The sequence below is a fragment of the Streptococcus hongkongensis genome, from assembly GCF_053206145.1.
Window position 1 is genome coordinate 73,715 of the sequence record NZ_JBRUGD010000008.1, and the last position, 18,610, is coordinate 92,324.

Sequence of the window (18,610 nt, forward strand, 5' to 3'; positions counted from 1 at the left end):
ATGCAAATAGAGCAAGTAGCACCAAAGGCATACCAAGAATTTAAACAGATATTAAAGAAAAATCGTCTCAATCATGCCTATCTTTTTTCTGGAGATTATGCTAATTTCGATATGGCCATTTTTCTTGCGCAAGCTATTTTTTGTCAGGAAGTTAGAGATCACTTGCCTTGTGGAAAATGTCGAAGTTGTCAGTTGATTGAAAACAATGAATTTTCTGATGTTACAATTTTAGAACCTGTTGGTCAAGTTATAAAAACAGATACTGTTAGAGAAATGATGCGAAATTTTTCTCAGACGGGATATGAGAGTCAAAAACAAGTTTTTATTATTAGGGATTGTGAAAAGATGCATATCAATGCAGCTAATAGTTTGCTTAAATTTATTGAAGAACCACAAAGTGCTTCGTATATTTTTCTGTTGACGAATGACGACAATCAAGTACTGCCAACTATAAAAAGTCGGACACAGATTTTCCATTTTCCTAAAAATACTTCTTTTTTATCACAAAGAGCACAAGAATTAGGGCTATTGAAAAGACAAGCTAATCTCATTGCTCAACTTGCAAAAAGTCCAAGAGATTTAGAAATTTTGGCAAAAGATAATAAGGTCTTAGAATTAGTAAATAAAAGTCAACAGTTTGCAAGTCTGTTGATCAGTGATAAAGAAAAAGCTTATCTTGAAGCTAGTCGATTAAGTCTAGTAGCTAGTGAAAAAGCAGATCAAGATATGATTTTGAAACTACTAACCCTCATCCTTTCAAAGGATTATTCTCAAAAAAATAATTTATATTATCTTGAAGCCTTATATAAAGCTCGCTTAATGTGGCAAAGTAATGTTAGCTTCCTCAATGTTGTAGAATTTATGGTGATTTCATGACTAAGGTAATTGGTGTCAAGTATGCAGTTGGTGACTTGGCAAAATTTGTAAAAACAGACCTAGCCTTTCCAGAAGGAACAGAGATAGTTGTTAAAGACGGAAAAGGTTCTTATTTAGCAAAAATTTCTCATCCCATAAGGGAGATGGCTGAGGATAAATTGCCTCAAGATATCCCTGTGCTTGTTAGAAAAGCAACAGATATGGACACCAAAGCTAACAAACATAATGCTCATTACGCAAAGCAATCTAAAGAAACAGTCAAAGAACTTATTGCTAAAAACAGTTTGGACATGAAGATTGTTGATATTGTTTTTCCATTGGAGAGAAGCTTTGTCTTAATAACTTTCACTGCACAAGAACGTGTAGATTTTAGACAATTATTAAGAGATTTAGCGACGCTATTCAAAACAAGAATTGAATTAAAACAAATTAATAGCCGAGAGGAAGCTAAAATATTTGGAGCAATTGGTCCGTGTGGACGTCCCTTATGTTGCTCAAGTTTTTTAGGTGAATTTCCAGCTGTATCTATTAAAATGCTAAAAAATCAGGGACTATCCTTGAACTCTGGCAAAAGTACAGGCTACTGTGGTCGCTTGTTATGCTGTTTGCAGTATGAGGATGATTTCTATAAAGAAAGTAAACTCAAATTTCCAGATTATGGGGAAATTGTTCATACAAAAGAGGGATTAGCAAGAGTAGAGGCAATTGATATTTTTCAAGAAGTCTTAAAAGTAAAATTAGAAAATAACGGTACCATCGTTGACTACCCATTAGAGGAGGTAAAAATTGGTCAATAAAAGAGAGCTCTTTGACGCATTCGATGGCTTTTCGCAAAACCTTATGGTGACATTAGCAGATATAGAAGCCATGAAAAAACAAGTCCAGGGCTTGGTTGAAGAAAACACAATACTAAGAATAGAAAATACAAAATTACGTGATCGCCTTAGTCAATTAGAACACGAGACAGTCCACAAAACCTTAAAACAAGGGAAAGAGCATTTGGAAAATATTTATGATGAAGGTTTTCATATTTGTAATTTCTTTTATGGACAACGCCGTGAGAATGACGAAGAATGCATGTTTTGTAGAGAATTATTAGACAGAAAGTAGCCAATGCAAATCCAGAAAAGTTTCAAAGATAAAAAGAAATCAGGATGTCTTTATTTAGTTCCAACACCAATTGGAAACTTACAGGATATGACTGTTAGGGCAATTGAAATCCTAAAAACAGTTGATTTGATTTGTGCGGAAGATACCAGAAATACCGGCCTTCTTCTCAAACAATTTGATATCATGACCAAACAATTTTCCTTTCACGAACATAATGCTTATGACAAAATACCGGCCTTAATTGAATTATTATTATCGGGGAAATCGCTAGCGCAGGTATCTGATGCAGGGATGCCCTCTATTTCTGATCCTGGTCATGATTTAGTTAAAGAAGCTATTGCAAAAGATATTAACGTCGTTGCCTTGCCAGGAGCATCCGCAGGGATAACGGCTTTAATTGCAAGCGGCCTAGCTCCGCAACCACATATTTTTTATGGTTTTCTACCAAGAAAAGCAGGTCAACAAAAAGATTTTTTTACTGAAAAAAAAGATTATCCTGAAACACAGATTTTTTATGAGTCACCTTATCGTGTAGCAGATACCTTAGAAAATATGAAATTGATCTATGGAGATAGACAAGTGGTTTTGGTTAGAGAGTTGACTAAAATTTTCGAAGAATATCGACGTGGGACAATTTCTGAATTATTGTCTTCTATTTTAGAAAGTCCTCTAAAAGGAGAATGCTTGATTATTGTCTCAGGTCACAGTGATGTAACCCCGAGAATTGAGCAAGATGACATCATAACCTCTATACCAAATTTAGTTCAAGAAAAAATTAATCAAGGGATGAAACCAAATCAGGCTATTAAAACAGTTGCTAAAGATTATCAACTTAATAGACAAGATGTCTATAATGCTTATCATGGAATATAAAAAGATGATTGTTCGCATTTTCATCTTTTTTTAATACCAAAAATCGACTATACTTGGATAATTGCTACAAATTTGATACCATTTTAATGTCGGGATATCATTATGACAATGTAATTGAATTATTGTCATATTGTTTTAATTAGAAAGAGGAGATTTATGACTGAAGAAGAAGTAACATTGGTTACCATTGCAGGTATTTATGGTTTTATTTTGCTTATTGTCTTTCTGTCAGCATTGCTGATGGTGATTGGAAACTGGCGTCTCTTTAAAAAGGCTGGCTATGAAGGCTGGAAATCAATTATTCCAATTTACGGTGGGTTTGTAAAACATAAAATTGCCTTTGGTGAAGAAAATAAATGGCTCTATTTTATTGGTTGGGTTTTGGCTATTTATTATTCTTACACACATTTTTGCTACTTGAGAGCATTTGGTGCATCTAAAGGATTGGCAGTACTTGGATTATTTTTCCCAGGAATTGTGACCTTAGTTGTAGCTTTTGGTAAACTTTACTCAGAAGGTAACTACCATACTGTAAATCATATTATGGGCTAAAAAAATCAACTCACTGAGTTGATTTTTTTATATTATTTTTGTCCCATGGACAATTTTGCTTCCAGTGAGTTGGCTTAGTTCGTGTGCATTAGCGGCTGTGACACCTCCACCAATCATTAGTTCAATGCGGCCATCAGCATAGGTGATTAAATCTTTGATGTGGTCGACATTGTCATAGATACTTTGACTAGCTGAACCGCCATGCAATAGGATACGAACAAAACCATAATCAATCAAGGCATCAATGCTTGATTTTTGCTCTTTTTCAGGAATAGCATCAAAAGCCATATGGAAGACAAGTGGCAAACCTTGGCTAGCCGGTAGGAGCTGCTCTATGGCACCTGTATCTAAGAGATTATCAGATGTTAAGCAACCGAGGACTAAAGCATCTGACCCAGCTTCAATGGCTTTAATCATATCTTCTTCCATGGCTCGTAGTTCGATATCATTGTAAACGAAATTGCCACCACGTGGACGAATCATGGTAGCTACTGTGATTGATTTTTCATGGAGTAACTGACATGCTTCCTTAATAATGCCAAATGAAGGTGTGGTCCCACCAACAGCTAGGTTATCACATAATTCAACACGGGAGATTGATAATGTGCTTAAATTGTTCAAATTTGTTAAGTTTTCTGCGCAAAATTCTTTGATTAACATAACCTTCTCCTTTATTCTTCTATTATATCATGTTTTATCAAAGGAATTTTCTAAAAATCTTTGTAACATTCTGAAAATTATGATATACTCGGAATAATAATTTTGGAGGTGTACCTATGACAATTTATAATTTCTCTGCAGGGCCAGCGGTCTTGCCAACGTCTGTCCTTGAAACAGCTCAAGTAGACATGCTTGACTACCAATCAAGTGGCATGAGTGTATTAGAAATGTCCCACCGATCCAAAGAATTTGATCACATAATAAAAGATGCAGAATACCTTTTAAGAGAATTGATGGCTATTCCTGATAATTATCGGGTTCTTTTTTTGCAAGGCGGCGCATCAACACAGTTTACCATGTTGCCTTTGAATCTAGCGCGTGGTAAAAAAGCCTATTATTTAGTCGCAGGATCATGGGGTAAAAAAGCCTATACAGAAGCTTTAAAACTTTCTAAAACAATACCGTTTGAACCGATATTATGGGCGTCCTCAGAAGATAGTAACTTCGACCATATTCCTCACAGTGATATAACCCAAATTGCACCAGATGCAGCTTATGTTCATTTAACTACAAATAATACCATTGAAGGAACAGCTATTTATGATTTACCGGACACTAAAGGTGTCCCAATAGTGGCCGATATGTCATCAAACATTCTAGCAGTTCGTTATAATGTGGAAGACTTTGGACTTATCTATGCTGGTGCTCAAAAGAATATTGGTCCAGCTGGAGTGACAATAGTTATTGTCAGAAATGATTTACTAAATACGCAGCCTACACTGTCAAGTATGTTAGACTACAAGATTCAGGCAGATGCGCAATCCTTGTATAACACACCACCAGCCTATAGTATTTATATTGCTAAAATGGTTTTTGAGTGGGTTAAGGAATTAGGAGGCTTGGATCAGATGGAAGTCTTGAATCGAGATAAATCGGGCTTACTTTATTCTTATATCGACCATTCGGACTTCTATCAGAGTCCAGTAAAAAATGCTAAGGATCGGTCAGTCGCAAATATTCCATTTACCACTCCGAGTAAGGAGTTAGACGATGCTTTTGTAAAAGAAGCAGATGCTCTTGGCTTTAAAAATATTAAAGGTCACCGCAGTGTTGGTGGCATGCGTGCTAGCTTATATAATGCCTTTCCAGCTGAAGGTGTAGTTGCATTAATTGATTTTATGAAAGAATTTGAACGTTTAAATAAAAATTAGGAATGTGAGTTTTGTAAGTATGGAAATTAGATTAGCTTTTCCAAATGAAGTAAATCAAATTATGGCACTTATTGACGGTGCTAAAGAAGTCATTGCTGCCTATGGCAGTGATCAATGGCAAGATGGTTATCCAGATGCCTCAATCATTATTGATGATATCTTGGCCGGGCAAGGTTATGTTGCCTTGGAAGATGGTGAGATTGTAGCTTATACAGCTGCCATTTTTGGTAATGAAGAGGCTTATAATGCTATTTATGATGGTAAATGGTTAACAGATAATAAAGTCTATATTACTTTTCATCGCATTGCTGTTGCTAAAGACAAACAAGGACAAGCTATCGGACAAACTTTCTTACAAGGACTGATTGAAGGATTTGATCAAGTTGATTTCCGTGGCGATACACATGAAATGAACTTGGGCATGCAACATATTTTTGAAAAATTAGGCTACATCTACTGCGGTAAAGTACCCTTAGCAGGTGTCAGACTTGCCTATCAAAAAATCAAAGGTGACCATGAGAAGGCTGATTATCAAGAAATTGATGAAGACAGTCGCTATGGTTTATAAAAATAATAAGGAGTGCTGAGATAATTATCTCAGCTTTTAAAAAATTATGGTATTTAGTGTAAAAACATTTAATAATATTAATCAAATTGGACTAAAAGAACTAGGAAACGCATTTCAAATTGACGGGGATTTGGCAGAAAATCCCGATGCCTATATCTTAAGAAGTGAAAATCTTCATGACATAGTATTTCCTGATAATCTAAAAGCTATTGCGCGTGCAGGTGCAGGAACTAATAATATCCCAATTCAAGTAGCAACTGAAAAGGGGATAGTTGTCTTTAATACACCAGGTGCAAATGCCAATGCAGTTAAAGAAGCAGTATTAACTTCGATTCTACTTTCAGCAAGAGACTATATTTCAGCAAACTTGTGGACAAATAACTTAGTTGGAAACGATGTTCCAAAACAGGTTGAAGCCGGTAAGAAACAATTTGCGGGTAGTGAAATAAGTGGCAAGACATTGGGTGTTATTGGACTGGGGGCCATCGGAGCAAGAATTGCTAATGATGCTTATCGACTAGGCATGCATGTATTTGGTTATGACCCATATGTTTCCATTGAGACAGCTTGGAATATCTCAAGTCATGTCAAACGGGTCAATGACCTTAAAGATATCTTTGCACAGTGTGACTACATTACAATTCATGTTCCCTTGACTGAAGATACCAAAAACACCTTCAATAAAGATGCTTTTGGTATTATGAAAAAAGGAACAACTGTTATCAACTTTGCACGCGCCGAATTGGTCGATAATCAAGCCCTCTTTGAAGCTATTGAAACAGGAGTCGTTAAACGTTACATTACTGATTTTGGTACAGAAGAACTTCTAAATAAAGAAAAAGTAACAGTCTTCCCTCACGTTGGAGGATCAACGGCAGAAGCGGAATTAAATTGTGCCATTATGGCAAGTCAAACTATTCGACGTTTCATGGAAACTGGTGAGATTACCAATTCTGTGAATTTCCCGAATGTTCACCAAGCCTTAGTAGCGCCATACCGAATTACACTAATCAATAAGAATGTCCCAAATATTGTGGCGAAGATCTCGACAGCTGTTTCTGATTTAAATATCAATATTGCTAATATTATTAATCGATCAAAAGGTGACTATGCCTATACCTTACTAGATTTGGATGAATGCGATGCCACTAAAATTGACCAACTGGTACAAGGTTTCAAAGACAGTGACAACATTATAAAAGTTAGATTAATTACCAAATAGAAATAGAGTCCCGAACTTGCTTTCGGGATTTCTTTTCATTATACTAAATAGTAAGAGGTGATACGGATGACACTTTACCATACTAGCTACCAATCCCCATTAGGAGTCATGTCCCTAGTGGCCGATGATTCTAACTTACTTGGCGCCTGGTTTTTTGACCAAAAGTACTATCAAGCAGGGCTAAATGATGCCATTTTTTTGGAAAAAAAGACACCGATTCTTGAGCAAGCAATCAACTGGTTGGATACCTATTTTTCCGGACAAATCCCACAAACAGCAAGCTTTTTGAAAGCCAATGCCAGTCCGTTCCAAGCTAAAGTATGGAACCAATTGCAAGAGATTCCCCTAGGTCAGACCAGTAGCTACGGTGCCATTGCTAAAGCAATTGACTGCGCCTCAGCCCAAGCTGTCGGTGGAGCAGTTAGTCGCAATCCCTTAAGTATTTTCGTACCATGCCACCGCGTCCTAGCAAGTGACGGTAGCCTAACCGGCTACGCAGGGGGGCTTGATAAGAAAAAGTGGCTCCTTAATCATGAAAAAACAATTTTAGAAAAGGTGACCAAATGATTACATTATATGAATATCCTAAGTGTTCAACATGTCAGCGAGCAAAAAAAGAACTATCAGCTTTAACCACTGACTTTGAGTCAGTTGATATCAAAGCAAATCCTCCGAAAGCATCAGTCATAAAAGAGTGGATGGAAAATTCAACTTATACCATGAAAAACTTTTTCAATACCAGTGGAAATAGTTATAAGGCTCTTGGATTAAAAGATAAAATTGATGGGTTAACCATCGATGAGGCTGCTGAACTTTTATCAAAAGATGGTATGTTAATAAAACGACCAGTTCTTGTACAAGATGGTAAGGTACTGCAAATTGGAGCCAGAAAAGCATACACAAAGGAATTATTTGAATAAAAAATGAAGACAACAAAATTTGTCTTCATTTTTTATTTTTATATGGTCCCAATATATTTGTTCTTCTTCTGCTTGCGACACAAGGAATCAACGAAGATACTTCACTTATTTAAAATGTTTTATAATGGATATTCCAAACAGTTTCTATAGACAACTTAAAATAAATTATCAGATTTGATGCTAATAAATAAACTAAATCTAGCAAGGTTATTCAGAGTATGGTGAAATGGATTGGTAACTAAAAAAATACTTTTCATAATGGTGTAAGTACTTGAAAACAGTTTGTTTTCAAGTACAGGGAAGTTTTTAAACTTAGGTTAAAAAATTAGGCATGGAATTCCTTTGGAAGTCGCTGCCGTCCCTCACCACATATGAAAGGTATACTAATAATTATATTTAGTCTATTTTGCTAATTCTGTATTAATTTGCCACATGATTCCATATTGGTCAATAAAGTTAGCATAGGCTGGGCTCCAGAAGATTTCTTGAAGTTCCATTAAAATGTTTTGGGCATTGACAGTCAATTTGTTATAGAGGTCTTGAGCTTCTTCAACAGTATTAACGATCAGTGCGGCCGACATGTTGCCACCAGCTTTGTAGTCAAAATCTGGGTTTTCATCAGATAATTGCAGACGTATGCCGTCAAATTCAAGTTGGGCATTCATAACTAAGTCTTCACGTTCTTTAGGACAATCAGGAACACCATCTTTCCAGAACATTAAATTTGTGATTTCAGCATTGAAAACATCTTTGTAAAATTGAACAGCTTCTTTACCATTACCATTAGTAATTAAATAAACATTAATTGATGCAACCATGAGTTTCTCCTTTATTATTAGTTAGTTTGACGAATAGCAATGTAATTGCCTTCGCTATCAGTGAAAGTAAAATGAACAATACCTTGGTATTCCATAATTGGATTTGTAGTCACACCAGCAGCTGTCATACGGTCATATTCAGTTTCTAAATTATCAGTTTCAAACATTAATGAAGGAAAACCAACATTCATTTCAGGATTTGCTGCAGCAACCAAGCCTTTATTAAATAAACCAAATTTAACAGTTGATTCTTGAGAAGGGGCAATTTCATAAGACATATGCCCCTCACCCTCAGCTTGATCAATAATGACAAAGCCCATTTTTTCAGTCCAAAATTCCATTGCAGCTTTAGTATCATCAACATAAAGCATAGTTGTAGATTTAATAATCATTGTTCTCTCCATTTAGTAATAAATTATTTTAAGTTATTATAGCCCGACTAATAAAAATAGACAAGCTTTTTGACTTAAATTTTCCAACTTTTTAAGGTGCCAAATTAGGAGCCATTAAGGCTTAACTTATTTTCTATTTTTGATAAAGTTTGACTTAATCTGAAGATGCTCAATATCATTTGAAACAGCTAATTGGAAAGCTTTTTTTCCCAAGTGATAGCGTTGATTATCAATTGAGGGAATATTTAATAGCTTGCCTGATAATTGACTATCTTGACTAAAAAGAAGGGGCAGTGTTTTGTCATGTTCATTGTAAAAAGAAGCAAGACCAGAGGCAACATCATCACTATTTGCAAGTACTAACTCTACTGAATGCTTCAGTAGTTCAGAGCCAATCTGGTAGCCATCCTCAAAGTTAGCAATATTACCAAAAGTCTGAAATTCAATGTCTTTGGGGATTATCTTTTTTAAAGATTTTATTGTTTCCTGATAGGTTGAACTTTTTTCACTATTTCGAGTGAATAGCAAAGCCATTTTTTTAATTTTTGTCTGAGCTATAACTCTGAAAAGATCATCTAATCCCTTTTTACGTTGCACGGAAATACTAGAAACTTGAGAAGATTGGCAAGGCTCTAGTAAAACAATTTTGCCATAGGAAGAATAAGCTTCAATATCTTGTAATGGCAAACTGTGTGAAGAAATAATTAAGCTATCAAAAGCCTTACTTTTTAGTTGTTTTAAATAGGACATTTCAATGTCTGCATTATAGGCAGAAGGAAGCAGAAGCAATTGATCCTGACTGGATAAAGCAGCATCCATCAGTCCCCTGATAATGTCAAGAAAATAAGGGTGTTTTGTATGTGGAACAATGACGCCAATCCGATGCGTTTTGCCATGACTTAATTCACGCGCAGTTTGGTTAGGACTGTAATCAACTTGATCAATGATTGTTTGGATCTTTTTGCCAGTCTCTTTGGCAACATAACCCGATTGATTAAGATAACGTGAAACTGTAGATGGCGCCACACCTGATAGGCGTGCGATATCCTTAATACTTGTCATTTATTTTCCTTTCAAATACTGCCAGATACCATGGGCAACACCATCTTCCTCATTTGATTTAGTTACTAACTCAACTTGATTAAGAATATCAATGTGTGCATTGGCCATGGCAATAGGGGTTCCAACTTTATCAAACATTGGTATATCATTATATCCATCGCCAAAGGCAGCTGTTTCTTCTTTTGTTATAGCTAAGGTTTCAAAAAGGTAATCAATGCCTCTCGATTTTTTGGCATCTTTATGAGTTATTTCAAGGTAATAGGCACCAGATTGCTGAATTGAAACCATCTCTAAGTTTAATTGTAACAAATTATCTTTAACTTGTTCCATTTCTAAGGGGTCAAAGGTAATTAACATGATTTTATAAATTGCTTGTTCAGGTTTTAAATAATCTGAAATATCTATAATTTGAGGTTGTAATAGGGTTAATTGACTTTCATAATCTAAACCTTCATCTTCTTTAAAACTTAGCCATTGATCTTTGTAATAGTAAGATTGTGAAAGGGAAGGGAAGTTTTGGAAAATGTGTTTAATTAACTGATGACTGTCCCTATTAGAAATAGGTCGTTCAGAAATGGTTTCTAATTGATTGTTGACATATCTGTAGACTAGGCCCCCATTAAATCCAATTTGAATATCCTCTAATTCCAAGGCATTAATAGCCAGCCTCTTTCATTTCCATCGGAGCTCGGGCAGAAACTAAGGTAATTGGGATATTTGCCTCTTTAATTTTACTAGCATTAGTTGGTGAAACACGTCCTCTAGTATTTAATAGTGTGCCATCCATATCTAAAAAAATGCGTTTGATTGTCATTTGGTTACTCCTTTTTAACTTGTTGATAAGAGTATAAATGATGGAACGCATTCCATGTCAAGAGAAAAACACCAAAAAATTTTGGTGTTTTTAAATATATTTACTAGCTTCTCTAAAAGATAACGGTGCCAAGTCTTTTTGATACTTAATAACAAAGTTTCTAACCCACTCTGGATTTACTTTTGAATAATCACGTAAGCTCCAACCAATAGCCTTATTAATAAAAAATTCTTTAGAACCAAAATTATTGGTAATGATTTCTTCCAAAAGCTTGATATCTGTTTTTTCTTTACGTCCTAGTTGGTGGTCAATGGCAATGCGACGCAACCAAAAATCTTCAGATTGAGAAAGGTCCAGCATCAGCGCAGCAATTCTCTCATCTGGGATGTTTCCTAAAATCCGGTCGAAGTGATCAATGGTGTCCCACCATTGGTTGCTTTTAGCAAATGTTAGAATTAGCGGTACATCATCAAAACTTAAAAACTTATGCAGTCCTTTTAAGTAATCACAAACAAAGTAGTGGAGTTCCCGTTTTTCTTGGGACCAAGCCATTTGCAACAAATCCCAATCGATCTTTCCATTCTTTTTATCACTTGTCATTATATCCTTATAAAGCCTTCTTCGGATTGGTGTTTGCACGCCATAGAAAGGAAAGTGATTCTTCATATAAGCAGCCATTTTACTAGCTTGCTCAGCGTTAACTTGCTCTTCAAAACGCACAAGCAATTCCTGATATTTTTCTCTTGCGTCAGTCATTTTATAAATCAATTTCTAATAAAATTGGGGTATGGTCTTGGCGGTCACCAGAGTTAATCATTTCTGATTTTGTGACTTTATCAGCAACACGATTTGACGTCAACCAGTAATCAATTCTCCATCCTGTATTATTAATTTTACTTGTTTTACTGCGTTGTGCCCACCAGGTATAAACGTTTGGTACATCTCCGTGCAAATGACGGAAGGTATCAGTGAATCCTTTAGCTAATAAATTAGTAAATCCTAAACGTTCTTCATCAGTGAAACCAGCGGAACGACGATTGCTAGCTGGGTTAGCAAGGTCGATTTCATGGTGAGCTACATTATAGTCGCCTGTGGCCAGAACTGGTTTAGTCCTATCTAACTCAGCTAGATAATCAGCGTACTGAATGTCCCAAGCTTGGCGATCCTCAAGACGCTTCAGACCATCTCCAGCATTAGGGGTATAAACTTGTGTTACATAAAAGTCTTCGAATTCTAAAGTGATAATCCGGCCTTCCGCATCCATGGTTGTTGGTGCACCAATTTCTGGGAAAGTTACTGTTGGGTTAAGCTCTTTTTTGTATAAGAACATTGTTCCAGCATAACCTTTGCGGGCAGGCTCAACAGATGAACGCCAAACATGAAGGTATTCGGGGAAATAGCTAAGGATAGCTTCTAAATGTTTTTTGGTTGGTCCAGCTGATGATAATTTTGTTTCTTGGATGGCAATAATGTCGGCATCTTGGTTAACAATTGTGTCAATAACGGCACGAGATAAGAGTGCGCGTGGCGATTCGCCAGTTAGCGCGGCATTAAGGGAATCAATATTCCATGAGATTAATTTCATTTGATTGTCTCTTTCTTTATTTCTATCGTCTTTATTCTATCAAAAAAAAAAGAAGCTAGCGATATTTTAAGCTCTGATTAACTATTTAGAAAAATTTCTAAATAGGTCTTGTTTTCTAGAAATTTGGTGCTATAATCTATTTAAAAATATTTCTAAATAGAAGGGCGTGATGTAATGAGTTTTGCGACAACGTTTAAAGCATTGTCTGATCCTGTCCGAAGAGAGATTTTGACACTTCTGAAAAATGGACAGCTATCAGCGGGCGAGATTGCGAGTCATTTTGATTTGGCACAAGCTAGTGTGTCCTATCACCTGACTATTTTAAAGAAGGCTGATTTAATCACAGAAGAAAAGGTCAAAAATTATATCTACTATGATATTAATACATCAGTTTTAGAAGATCTTATGGTCTGGATTTCAGAATTAAAAGGAGATAATGACAATGAAAATTGATAAAAAATTATTACTAATAACATCATTACTGACCTTATTACCACTCTTATTGGGATTTATCTTGTGGAATCAGTTACCTGAACAAGTTGCTACCCATTTTGGAATAAATGGGAAAGCGGATGGCTATTCAGGAAAAGCTTTTGCTGTTTGCTTTATGCCACTGTTTATGTTGGTCATGCATTTATTTGTCATTTTTACCACAAGTCTAGATCCGAAGGCTAGGAAAATTGGCAAAATGTACAAATTGACTTACTGGATAATTCCTGCCATTTCCATTTGGGTTCAGTCAGCTGTCTTATTAAATGCGGCAAAAATAATAAGTTTCTCTGGTAGTTCAGTTCTCTGTCTTCTAGGAGTTCTCTTTCTAATTATTGGGAATTATCTTCCAAAAATTGGACAAAATTACACAGTCGGAATCAAACTCCCATGGACACTCAACGACGAAGATAACTGGAAACAAACCCATCGTTTTGCCAGCAAAATTTGGGTGCTTGGAGGCCTTCTGCTAATTATTAGTGGATTATTCAATATTTATCCAGTAGTATTCTTGGTCTTGGATTTTACAATAATGATATTAGTACCTACGATTTACTCATATATGATTTATAAAAAGAAGTTAGATAGGGATAAAAAATAGGTCAGGATGCATTCTTGATCTATTTTGCTATCTGACCCCTTGTTTAAATATGGTATAATAAGGTTATGTATAAAAGAAAAAGAGGTAGATGATGAAAAAATTACTCAATAAAGGTCTTTTGGTCATATCCCTTATTATTATTGGTGGTTATTACTGGAACAATTTACCACCGGTTAATATTTTTAGTGTTGAGTTTTGGCTGTTTTTAATTTTTATTCTATTCATCATTGCGGTAAATATTGTTTTAAACTCTTATAGCCAAGAGGTTTCAATGCTTTTTTCAGGCAAGAAATCTGGCAATGCAAAGCCTTTAAATGGGAAGAAAGATGTCACAGCATACTTTAATCCATTTTTAGGGAAGGTCAAGTGGCTTGTCCTAGCGATGATGACGATAGTAATGGGCTTGGGACTTCTTTCGATTCTCAACTCGCACATTTTTAGAGCTAAAAGCTATGCTAAGGTAATTACTGTCAAAAATGCAGATTTCAAAAAAGATTTTCCGGAAACGAATGTTTCAACCTTAGCCTTACTTGATCGGGAGTCAGCCGAAAAAATTGGTGATACTTATTTGGGGACAATAGACAAAGTCTCGCAGTTTGGAATCTCTGATGACTACCGACAAATTACGATTGGCAAACAGCCATACCGTGTGTCTCCTTTAGAATATAAAAGTTTCTGGAAATGGCTTACAAATCGAACTGAAGGCATTAATTATTATGTTAAGGTAAATCAAACAACTGGGAAAGCTGAATTAGTAAAATTACAAAAAGCAATGAAATATTCAGATTCTGAATTTATGTTTAGAGATACCATGAGACATTTGCGTTTCCTTCATCCATTTACGATTTTTGATGATCCATCTTTTGAAGTGGATGATCAAGGGAATCCATTTTATGTCGCAACAACCTATAAACCTAAATTTGGCTTGTCCTCACCAGACCCAACAGGTGCTATTTTGTTAGATGCTGTTACTGGGAAAACGAAACATTATACATTAAATCAGATTCCTAAGTGGGTTGACCGAGTTTTCTCAGCAAAAAATGTGATTCAACGTGTAGATGATTACTATACCTACCAGAACGGGTATTGGAATACGGTCTTTAGCCAAACAGGTGTAAAAAAGACAACTGATTCTTATAATTATATTACTATTGGCTCTGATATCTATTTATATACAGGGATTACGTCAGCAACTGCTGATTCTTCTAATCTAGGCTTTATTTTAGTGAATATGAGAACTAGAGAAATAACAAACTATAAATTAGCATCAGCGACTGAAACATCAGCGATGAAGTCAGCAGAAGGTGAAGTGCAAGAAAAAAATTATAAGGCAACCGCACCTACTTTAGTTAAGCTAAATAATAAAGCATTTTATCTGGTTTCTCTAAAAGATGGAGCTAGTTTAGTGAAATCATATGCCTTGGTAGATGCTGAAGATTATCAACAAGTGACAGTCAATAATGATATTGAAACCCTAATATCACAATTTACAGATCGTGATACGAGTGGGTTAACCTCGATCAGTTCAGCAGATAAGAAAGTTAAGAAGTTATCTGGCACAGTTGAGCAAGTTGCAAGTCAAACGCTTTCTGGAACAACTGTATACTATATCATGTCAAAAGGTAAGGTTTACAAAATAAAAGCAAGTCGTGATACGAGCGACTATTTACCATTTGTTACTGTGGGTAACCAGTTTACCGCAGAACTTGGTGAGGCAAATTATCTTCAAAACTTCAAGTTAGGTCAAGATAAAGAAAGTAGTACTATTCCAAGCAACTAGAGAGTGGGACAGACTCTTTATCGGAAAAGCTATTGTTTATTGCTGTTGGCTATGCTATAATTTAAAATAGCTTTGGAGGATTACCCAAGTCCGGCTGAAGGGAACGGTCTTGAAAACCGTCAGGCGTGTAAAAGCGTGCGTGGGTTCGAATCCCACATCCTCCTTATAAAAGATTAAAATACTGATTATCAGTATTTTTTTCGTGTAAAGATAAAGAATTGGAAGGTAACTATGTCAAAAAGACGTCGTAAAAATTATTATGTCCATGAAGGTCTACGTTGTGCTATGACACTTACTTTTATCAGTGGTTTTGTTAATGCCTTCACCTTTATGACCCAAGGACGACGATTCGCAGGCGTACAATCTGGAAATGTTGTTTCATTTGCCATGAGTTTAGCTTCTGGGAATATTTCTCGAGCCCTAGACTTCTTACTGCCAATAGTTGTTTTTATGTTAGGTCAATCTTTTACCTACTTTATGCATTGTTGGGCTAATAAACATAATATTCATTGGTACCTTTTCTCAAGTTTTATTTTGACTGTGATTGCAGCCGTTACAGCAATTTTGACACCGTTTTTACCAGCATTCTTTACTGTATCTGGTTTAGCTTTCTTTGCTTCTATTCAGGTAGATACCTTTAAATCCTTAAGAGGTGCAGGTTATGCTAATGTTATGATGACAGGTAATGTTAAAAATGCTGCCTATCAATTAACCAAAGGTCTATTTGAAGGCAATAAAGAATTGATATTAATTGGTAGAAATACTTTATTTGTCATCATTAGTTTTATTATTGGAGCATCTACCTCAACTATTCTCTCACTAAAAATCAATGAACTAGCTCTTATCCCAGTCTTACTACCTCTGTTTTACGTTAATTATTTACTGAGAAAAGAATTTAATTGTATTCAATCAAAAGTTAAACCCTTTCAGACTGGCTATTCTGCAGAATAAACAGTTTTTTTGTTTTTTTACTTATGCTATAATAATCTGTAGACTGTTCATTTTTAGATGAACATAAAAATTCACAAAGGTTTCATTAGCCTTGAAAGGAATCAAAATGACTGAGAAAAAACCATTTTACATTACGACACCGATTTATTATCCATCAGGGAAATTACATATTGGATCAGCTTACACAACTATAGCTTGTGATGTATTAGCACGCTATAAACGTTTAATGAATCATGACGTCTTCTATTTAACTGGATTAGACGAACATGGTCAAAAAATTCAGACTAAAGCAGAAGAGGCAGGTATTAGTCCTCAAGCTTATGTTGATGGAATGGCTCAGGATGTTAAAGAATTATGGTCATTACTTGATATTTCTTATGACAAGTTTATTCGAACAACGGATGCTTATCATGAAAAAGTAGTAGCAGATGTTTTTGAACGCTTGCTTGCACAAGACGACATTTATCTTGGTGAGTATTCAGGTTGGTACTCCCTTTCAGATGAAGAATTTTTCACAGAAAGTCAGTTAGAAGAAGTCTTCCGTGACGAAGCAGGTAATGTAACTGGTGGTATTGCACCATCAGGTCATGAAGTAGAATGGGTTTCAGAAGAATCTTATTTCTTACGCCTTGGTAAATATGCTGACAGATTAGTAGCTTTCTTTAAAGAACATCCAGAGTTTATTCAACCAGATGGGCGAATGAATGAAATGTTGAAGAACTTTATTGAACCAGGTTTAGAAGATTTAGCTGTTTCTCGTACTACCTTTACGTGGGGAGTTCAGGTTCCTTCAAATCCTAAACACGTTGTTTATGTCTGGATTGATGCTCTTCTTAACTATGCTACAGCACTAGGTTATGGACAAGCTGACCATGAAAACTTTGATAAATTCTGGAATGGTACAGTCTTTCATATGGTTGGTAAGGACATCTTGCGTTTCCACTCAATATACTGGCCAATTTTGTTGATGATGTTAGATTTGCCATTACCAGAAAGATTGATTGCCCATGGCTGGTTTGTCATGAAAGATGGTAAAATGTCTAAATCAAAAGGCAATGTTGTTTATCCAGAAATGCTAGTTGAACGCTTTGGTTTGGATCCATTACGTTATTACCTAATGAGAAGTTTACCAGTTGGTTCAGATGGCACATTTACACCAGAAGACTATGTTGGTCGAATCAACTACGAACTTGCAAATGATTTGGGTAATCTGTTAAATCGTACAGTTGCCATGATTAACAAATACTTTGGTGGACAAGTTCCTTCATATGTTGAAAATGTTACAGAATTTGATCTTGGTTTAGCTGTATTGGTAGAAGAAAAAATTGCTGATTATCATCTACAAATGGATGCTGTCGATTATCCTCGGGCTCTTGATGCCGTTTGGTCAATCATTTCACGTGCTAACAAGTATATTGATGAGACAGCCCCATGGGTACTTGCTAAAGAAGATGGTGACAAAGAGCAATTAGCTTCAGTAATGGCTCACTTAGCAGCCAGTCTGCGCGTGGTTGCCCACTTAATTCAACCATTTATGATGGAAACATCAAATGCTATTATGACTCAGCTTGGTTTGTCGACAGACTTTGACTTAGAAAATTTAACCTTAGCAAATATGCCTGAAAATCTTCAAGTTATTGCAAAGGGGCAACCTATCTTCCCACGTTTAGATATGGAAGAAGAAATCGCCTTTATCAAGGAACAAATGGAAACAGGCTCTGCCAATTCTCCTCAAGAAAAAGAATGGATTCCTGAAGAAGTAGAACTCAAATCTGAAAAAGATGAGATTAAATTTGAGACCTTTGATGCCGTTGAAATTCGTGTTGCTGAAGTTAAGGAAGTTTCTAAAGTCGAAGGTTCTGATAAATTGCTACGCTTCAGACTTGACGCAGGAGATGGGGAAGATCGTCAAATCCTGTCAGGAATTGCTAAGTTCTATCCCAAGGAACAAGACTTAGTTGGTAAGAAATTACAGATCGTCGCGAATTTAAAACCACGTAAAATGATGAAAAAATATGTCAGTCAAGGCATGATTCTATCAGCAGAGTTTGATGGTCGATTATCAGTATTGACAGTTGATCCATCCGTGCCAAATGGTTCAATTATTGGTTAAGTAAAAAAGTAAG

Annotated in this window: 21 protein-coding genes, 1 tRNA gene and 1 pseudogene; 16 read left to right on the forward strand and 7 right to left on the reverse strand. The window is 35.7% G+C overall.

Annotation, left to right across the window (positions count from 1 at the left end):
- The 5 genes from ACVRZD_RS06415 to ACVRZD_RS06435 all read left to right on the forward strand — a co-directional run bounded on the left by ACVRZD_RS06415 (nucleotide 1) and on the right by ACVRZD_RS06435 (nucleotide 3,411).
- On the forward strand, nucleotides 1-876 hold the full coding sequence (locus ACVRZD_RS06415) for a DNA polymerase III subunit delta' (protein ID WP_037625400.1): 876 nt from the start codon (nucleotides 1-3) through the stop codon (nucleotides 874-876).
- The gene (gene ricT, locus ACVRZD_RS06420) at nucleotides 873-1,673 is read left to right on the forward strand and encodes a regulatory iron-sulfur-containing complex subunit RicT (RefSeq protein WP_037625399.1); all 801 of its coding nucleotides are present in this window, start codon (nucleotides 873-875) and stop codon (nucleotides 1,671-1,673) included. The genes ACVRZD_RS06415 and ricT overlap by 4 nt, the downstream gene beginning before the upstream one ends.
- Before the next feature lie 43 nt (nucleotides 1,674-1,716).
- Nucleotides 1,717-1,986: a DNA replication initiation control protein YabA gene (gene yabA, locus ACVRZD_RS06425; protein ID WP_052128124.1), complete on the forward strand. Its 270-nt coding sequence runs from the start codon at nucleotides 1,717-1,719 to the stop codon at nucleotides 1,984-1,986.
- A 3-nt stretch (nucleotides 1,987-1,989) separates the two neighbouring features.
- A complete protein-coding gene (rsmI, locus tag ACVRZD_RS06430) occupies nucleotides 1,990-2,859 on the forward strand; it encodes a 16S rRNA (cytidine(1402)-2'-O)-methyltransferase (RefSeq protein ID WP_037625396.1) in 870 nt (289 codons plus the stop codon).
- A 156-nt stretch (nucleotides 2,860-3,015) separates the two neighbouring features.
- Complete coding sequence (locus tag ACVRZD_RS06435) at nucleotides 3,016-3,411, forward strand: DUF5684 domain-containing protein (protein WP_037625395.1); 396 nt, start codon at nucleotides 3,016-3,018, stop codon at nucleotides 3,409-3,411.
- A 27-nt stretch (nucleotides 3,412-3,438) separates the two neighbouring features.
- Here ACVRZD_RS06435 and ACVRZD_RS06440 read toward each other — a convergent pair whose 3' ends face one another.
- Complete coding sequence (locus ACVRZD_RS06440; RefSeq protein ID WP_037625394.1) at nucleotides 3,439-4,071, reverse strand: copper homeostasis protein CutC; 633 nt, start codon at nucleotides 4,069-4,071, stop codon at nucleotides 3,439-3,441.
- Nucleotides 4,072-4,187: 116 nt separating this feature from the next.
- Between ACVRZD_RS06440 and serC the strand changes: the two genes are divergently transcribed.
- The 5 genes from serC (at nucleotide 4,188) to ACVRZD_RS06465 (ending at nucleotide 7,992) form a co-directional block, all read left to right on the forward strand.
- Nucleotides 4,188-5,282: a 3-phosphoserine/phosphohydroxythreonine transaminase gene (gene serC, locus ACVRZD_RS06445; RefSeq protein WP_037625393.1), complete on the forward strand. Its 1,095-nt coding sequence runs from the start codon at nucleotides 4,188-4,190 to the stop codon at nucleotides 5,280-5,282.
- A gap of 19 nt (nucleotides 5,283-5,301) precedes the next feature.
- Entirely contained in the window at nucleotides 5,302-5,850 is a 549-nt protein-coding gene (locus tag ACVRZD_RS06450; protein ID WP_447450366.1) for a GNAT family N-acetyltransferase, read from the forward strand.
- A 46-nt stretch (nucleotides 5,851-5,896) separates the two neighbouring features.
- Nucleotides 5,897-7,072 carry a 3-phosphoglycerate dehydrogenase family protein gene (locus ACVRZD_RS06455; RefSeq protein WP_037625391.1) on the forward strand — a complete coding sequence of 392 codons (1,176 nt, stop codon included), beginning with the start codon at nucleotides 5,897-5,899 and terminating at the stop codon, nucleotides 7,070-7,072.
- Nucleotides 7,073-7,138: 66 nt separating this feature from the next.
- The gene (locus ACVRZD_RS06460; RefSeq protein WP_037625389.1) at nucleotides 7,139-7,639 is read left to right on the forward strand and encodes a methylated-DNA--[protein]-cysteine S-methyltransferase; all 501 of its coding nucleotides are present in this window, start codon (nucleotides 7,139-7,141) and stop codon (nucleotides 7,637-7,639) included.
- The gene (locus ACVRZD_RS06465) at nucleotides 7,636-7,992 is read left to right on the forward strand and encodes a Spx/MgsR family RNA polymerase-binding regulatory protein (protein ID WP_037625387.1); all 357 of its coding nucleotides are present in this window, start codon (nucleotides 7,636-7,638) and stop codon (nucleotides 7,990-7,992) included. The genes ACVRZD_RS06460 and ACVRZD_RS06465 overlap by 4 nt, the downstream gene beginning before the upstream one ends.
- Nucleotides 7,993-8,393: 401 nt before the next feature.
- Here ACVRZD_RS06465 and ACVRZD_RS06470 read toward each other — a convergent pair whose 3' ends face one another.
- From ACVRZD_RS06470 to ACVRZD_RS06495, 6 genes and pseudogenes are all read right to left on the reverse strand, one after another.
- Nucleotides 8,394-8,810: a VOC family protein gene (locus tag ACVRZD_RS06470; RefSeq protein ID WP_037625385.1), complete on the reverse strand. Its 417-nt coding sequence runs from the start codon at nucleotides 8,808-8,810 to the stop codon at nucleotides 8,394-8,396.
- 17 nt (nucleotides 8,811-8,827) lie between these two features.
- Nucleotides 8,828-9,202, reverse strand: a complete 375-nt coding sequence (locus ACVRZD_RS06475; RefSeq protein WP_037625383.1) for a VOC family protein — start codon at nucleotides 9,200-9,202, stop codon at nucleotides 8,828-8,830.
- Nucleotides 9,203-9,328: 126 nt separating this feature from the next.
- On the reverse strand, nucleotides 9,329-10,264 hold the full coding sequence (locus ACVRZD_RS06480) for a LacI family DNA-binding transcriptional regulator (RefSeq protein ID WP_037625382.1): 936 nt from the start codon (nucleotides 10,262-10,264) through the stop codon (nucleotides 9,329-9,331).
- Nucleotides 10,265-11,078: pseudogene (locus tag ACVRZD_RS06485) on the reverse strand (HAD family hydrolase).
- Nucleotides 11,079-11,168: 90 nt separating this feature from the next.
- The gene (locus tag ACVRZD_RS06490) at nucleotides 11,169-11,834 is read right to left on the reverse strand and encodes a DNA alkylation repair protein (protein WP_037625542.1); all 666 of its coding nucleotides are present in this window, start codon (nucleotides 11,832-11,834) and stop codon (nucleotides 11,169-11,171) included.
- 1 nt (nucleotide 11,835) lies between these two features.
- Nucleotides 11,836-12,663, reverse strand: a complete 828-nt coding sequence (locus tag ACVRZD_RS06495) for an exodeoxyribonuclease III (protein ID WP_037625379.1) — start codon at nucleotides 12,661-12,663, stop codon at nucleotides 11,836-11,838.
- A gap of 174 nt (nucleotides 12,664-12,837) precedes the next feature.
- Here ACVRZD_RS06495 and ACVRZD_RS06500 point away from each other — a divergent pair, with 174 nt between their 5' ends.
- From ACVRZD_RS06500 to metG, 6 genes are all read left to right on the forward strand, one after another.
- Nucleotides 12,838-13,116 (forward strand): autorepressor SdpR family transcription factor, encoded by a 279-nt coding sequence (locus ACVRZD_RS06500; protein WP_037625377.1) that lies wholly within the window; start codon nucleotides 12,838-12,840, stop codon nucleotides 13,114-13,116.
- Nucleotides 13,106-13,753 carry an SdpI family protein gene (locus ACVRZD_RS06505; RefSeq protein ID WP_037625375.1) on the forward strand — a complete coding sequence of 216 codons (648 nt, stop codon included), beginning with the start codon at nucleotides 13,106-13,108 and terminating at the stop codon, nucleotides 13,751-13,753. Before ACVRZD_RS06500 ends, ACVRZD_RS06505 begins: the two co-directional genes overlap by 11 nt.
- Before the next feature lie 91 nt (nucleotides 13,754-13,844).
- On the forward strand, nucleotides 13,845-15,533 hold the full coding sequence (locus tag ACVRZD_RS06510) for a hypothetical protein (RefSeq protein ID WP_037625373.1): 1,689 nt from the start codon (nucleotides 13,845-13,847) through the stop codon (nucleotides 15,531-15,533).
- 74 nt (nucleotides 15,534-15,607) lie between these two features.
- A tRNA-Ser gene (locus ACVRZD_RS06515) sits at nucleotides 15,608-15,697 on the forward strand.
- A gap of 67 nt (nucleotides 15,698-15,764) precedes the next feature.
- Nucleotides 15,765-16,484: a YoaK family protein gene (locus ACVRZD_RS06520; protein ID WP_037625371.1), complete on the forward strand. Its 720-nt coding sequence runs from the start codon at nucleotides 15,765-15,767 to the stop codon at nucleotides 16,482-16,484.
- A gap of 106 nt (nucleotides 16,485-16,590) precedes the next feature.
- A complete protein-coding gene (gene metG / locus ACVRZD_RS06525) occupies nucleotides 16,591-18,597 on the forward strand; it encodes a methionine--tRNA ligase (RefSeq protein ID WP_447450367.1) in 2,007 nt (668 codons plus the stop codon).
- Nucleotides 18,598-18,610 lie beyond the last annotated feature (13 nt).

Bases quoted from the DNA above. Each gene is read 5' to 3' on its own strand.
- ACVRZD_RS06475 (WP_037625383.1), bottom strand. From the start codon at position 9,202: ATGATTATTAAATCTACAACTATGCTTTATGTTGATGATACTAAAGCT.
- serC (WP_037625393.1), top strand. From the start codon at position 4,188: ATGACAATTTATAATTTCTCTGCAGGGCCAGCGGTCTTGCCAACGTCT.
- ACVRZD_RS06480 (WP_037625382.1), bottom strand. From the start codon at position 10,264: ATGACAAGTATTAAGGATATCGCACGCCTATCAGGTGTGGCGCCATCT.
- ACVRZD_RS06490 (WP_037625542.1), bottom strand. From the start codon at position 11,834: ATGACTGACGCAAGAGAAAAATATCAGGAATTGCTTGTGCGTTTTGAA.
- ACVRZD_RS06455 (WP_037625391.1), top strand. From the start codon at position 5,897: ATGGTATTTAGTGTAAAAACATTTAATAATATTAATCAAATTGGACTA.
- ACVRZD_RS06520 (WP_037625371.1), top strand. From the start codon at position 15,765: ATGTCAAAAAGACGTCGTAAAAATTATTATGTCCATGAAGGTCTACGT.
- yabA (WP_052128124.1), top strand. From the start codon at position 1,717: ATGGTGACATTAGCAGATATAGAAGCCATGAAAAAACAAGTCCAGGGC.
- ACVRZD_RS06505 (WP_037625375.1), top strand. From the start codon at position 13,106: ATGAAAATTGATAAAAAATTATTACTAATAACATCATTACTGACCTTA.
- ricT (WP_037625399.1), top strand. From the start codon at position 873: ATGACTAAGGTAATTGGTGTCAAGTATGCAGTTGGTGACTTGGCAAAA.
- rsmI (WP_037625396.1), top strand. From the start codon at position 1,990: ATGCAAATCCAGAAAAGTTTCAAAGATAAAAAGAAATCAGGATGTCTT.
- ACVRZD_RS06435 (WP_037625395.1), top strand. From the start codon at position 3,016: ATGACTGAAGAAGAAGTAACATTGGTTACCATTGCAGGTATTTATGGT.
- ACVRZD_RS06465 (WP_037625387.1), top strand. From the start codon at position 7,636: ATGATTACATTATATGAATATCCTAAGTGTTCAACATGTCAGCGAGCA.
- metG (WP_447450367.1), top strand. From the start codon at position 16,591: ATGACTGAGAAAAAACCATTTTACATTACGACACCGATTTATTATCCA.
- ACVRZD_RS06510 (WP_037625373.1), top strand. From the start codon at position 13,845: ATGAAAAAATTACTCAATAAAGGTCTTTTGGTCATATCCCTTATTATT.
- ACVRZD_RS06450 (WP_447450366.1), top strand. From the start codon at position 5,302: ATGGAAATTAGATTAGCTTTTCCAAATGAAGTAAATCAAATTATGGCA.
- ACVRZD_RS06500 (WP_037625377.1), top strand. From the start codon at position 12,838: ATGAGTTTTGCGACAACGTTTAAAGCATTGTCTGATCCTGTCCGAAGA.
- ACVRZD_RS06470 (WP_037625385.1), bottom strand. From the start codon at position 8,810: ATGGTTGCATCAATTAATGTTTATTTAATTACTAATGGTAATGGTAAA.
- ACVRZD_RS06440 (WP_037625394.1), bottom strand. From the start codon at position 4,071: ATGTTAATCAAAGAATTTTGCGCAGAAAACTTAACAAATTTGAACAAT.
- ACVRZD_RS06460 (WP_037625389.1), top strand. From the start codon at position 7,139: ATGACACTTTACCATACTAGCTACCAATCCCCATTAGGAGTCATGTCC.
- ACVRZD_RS06495 (WP_037625379.1), bottom strand. From the start codon at position 12,663: ATGAAATTAATCTCATGGAATATTGATTCCCTTAATGCCGCGCTAACT.
- ACVRZD_RS06415 (WP_037625400.1), top strand. From the start codon at position 1: ATGCAAATAGAGCAAGTAGCACCAAAGGCATACCAAGAATTTAAACAG.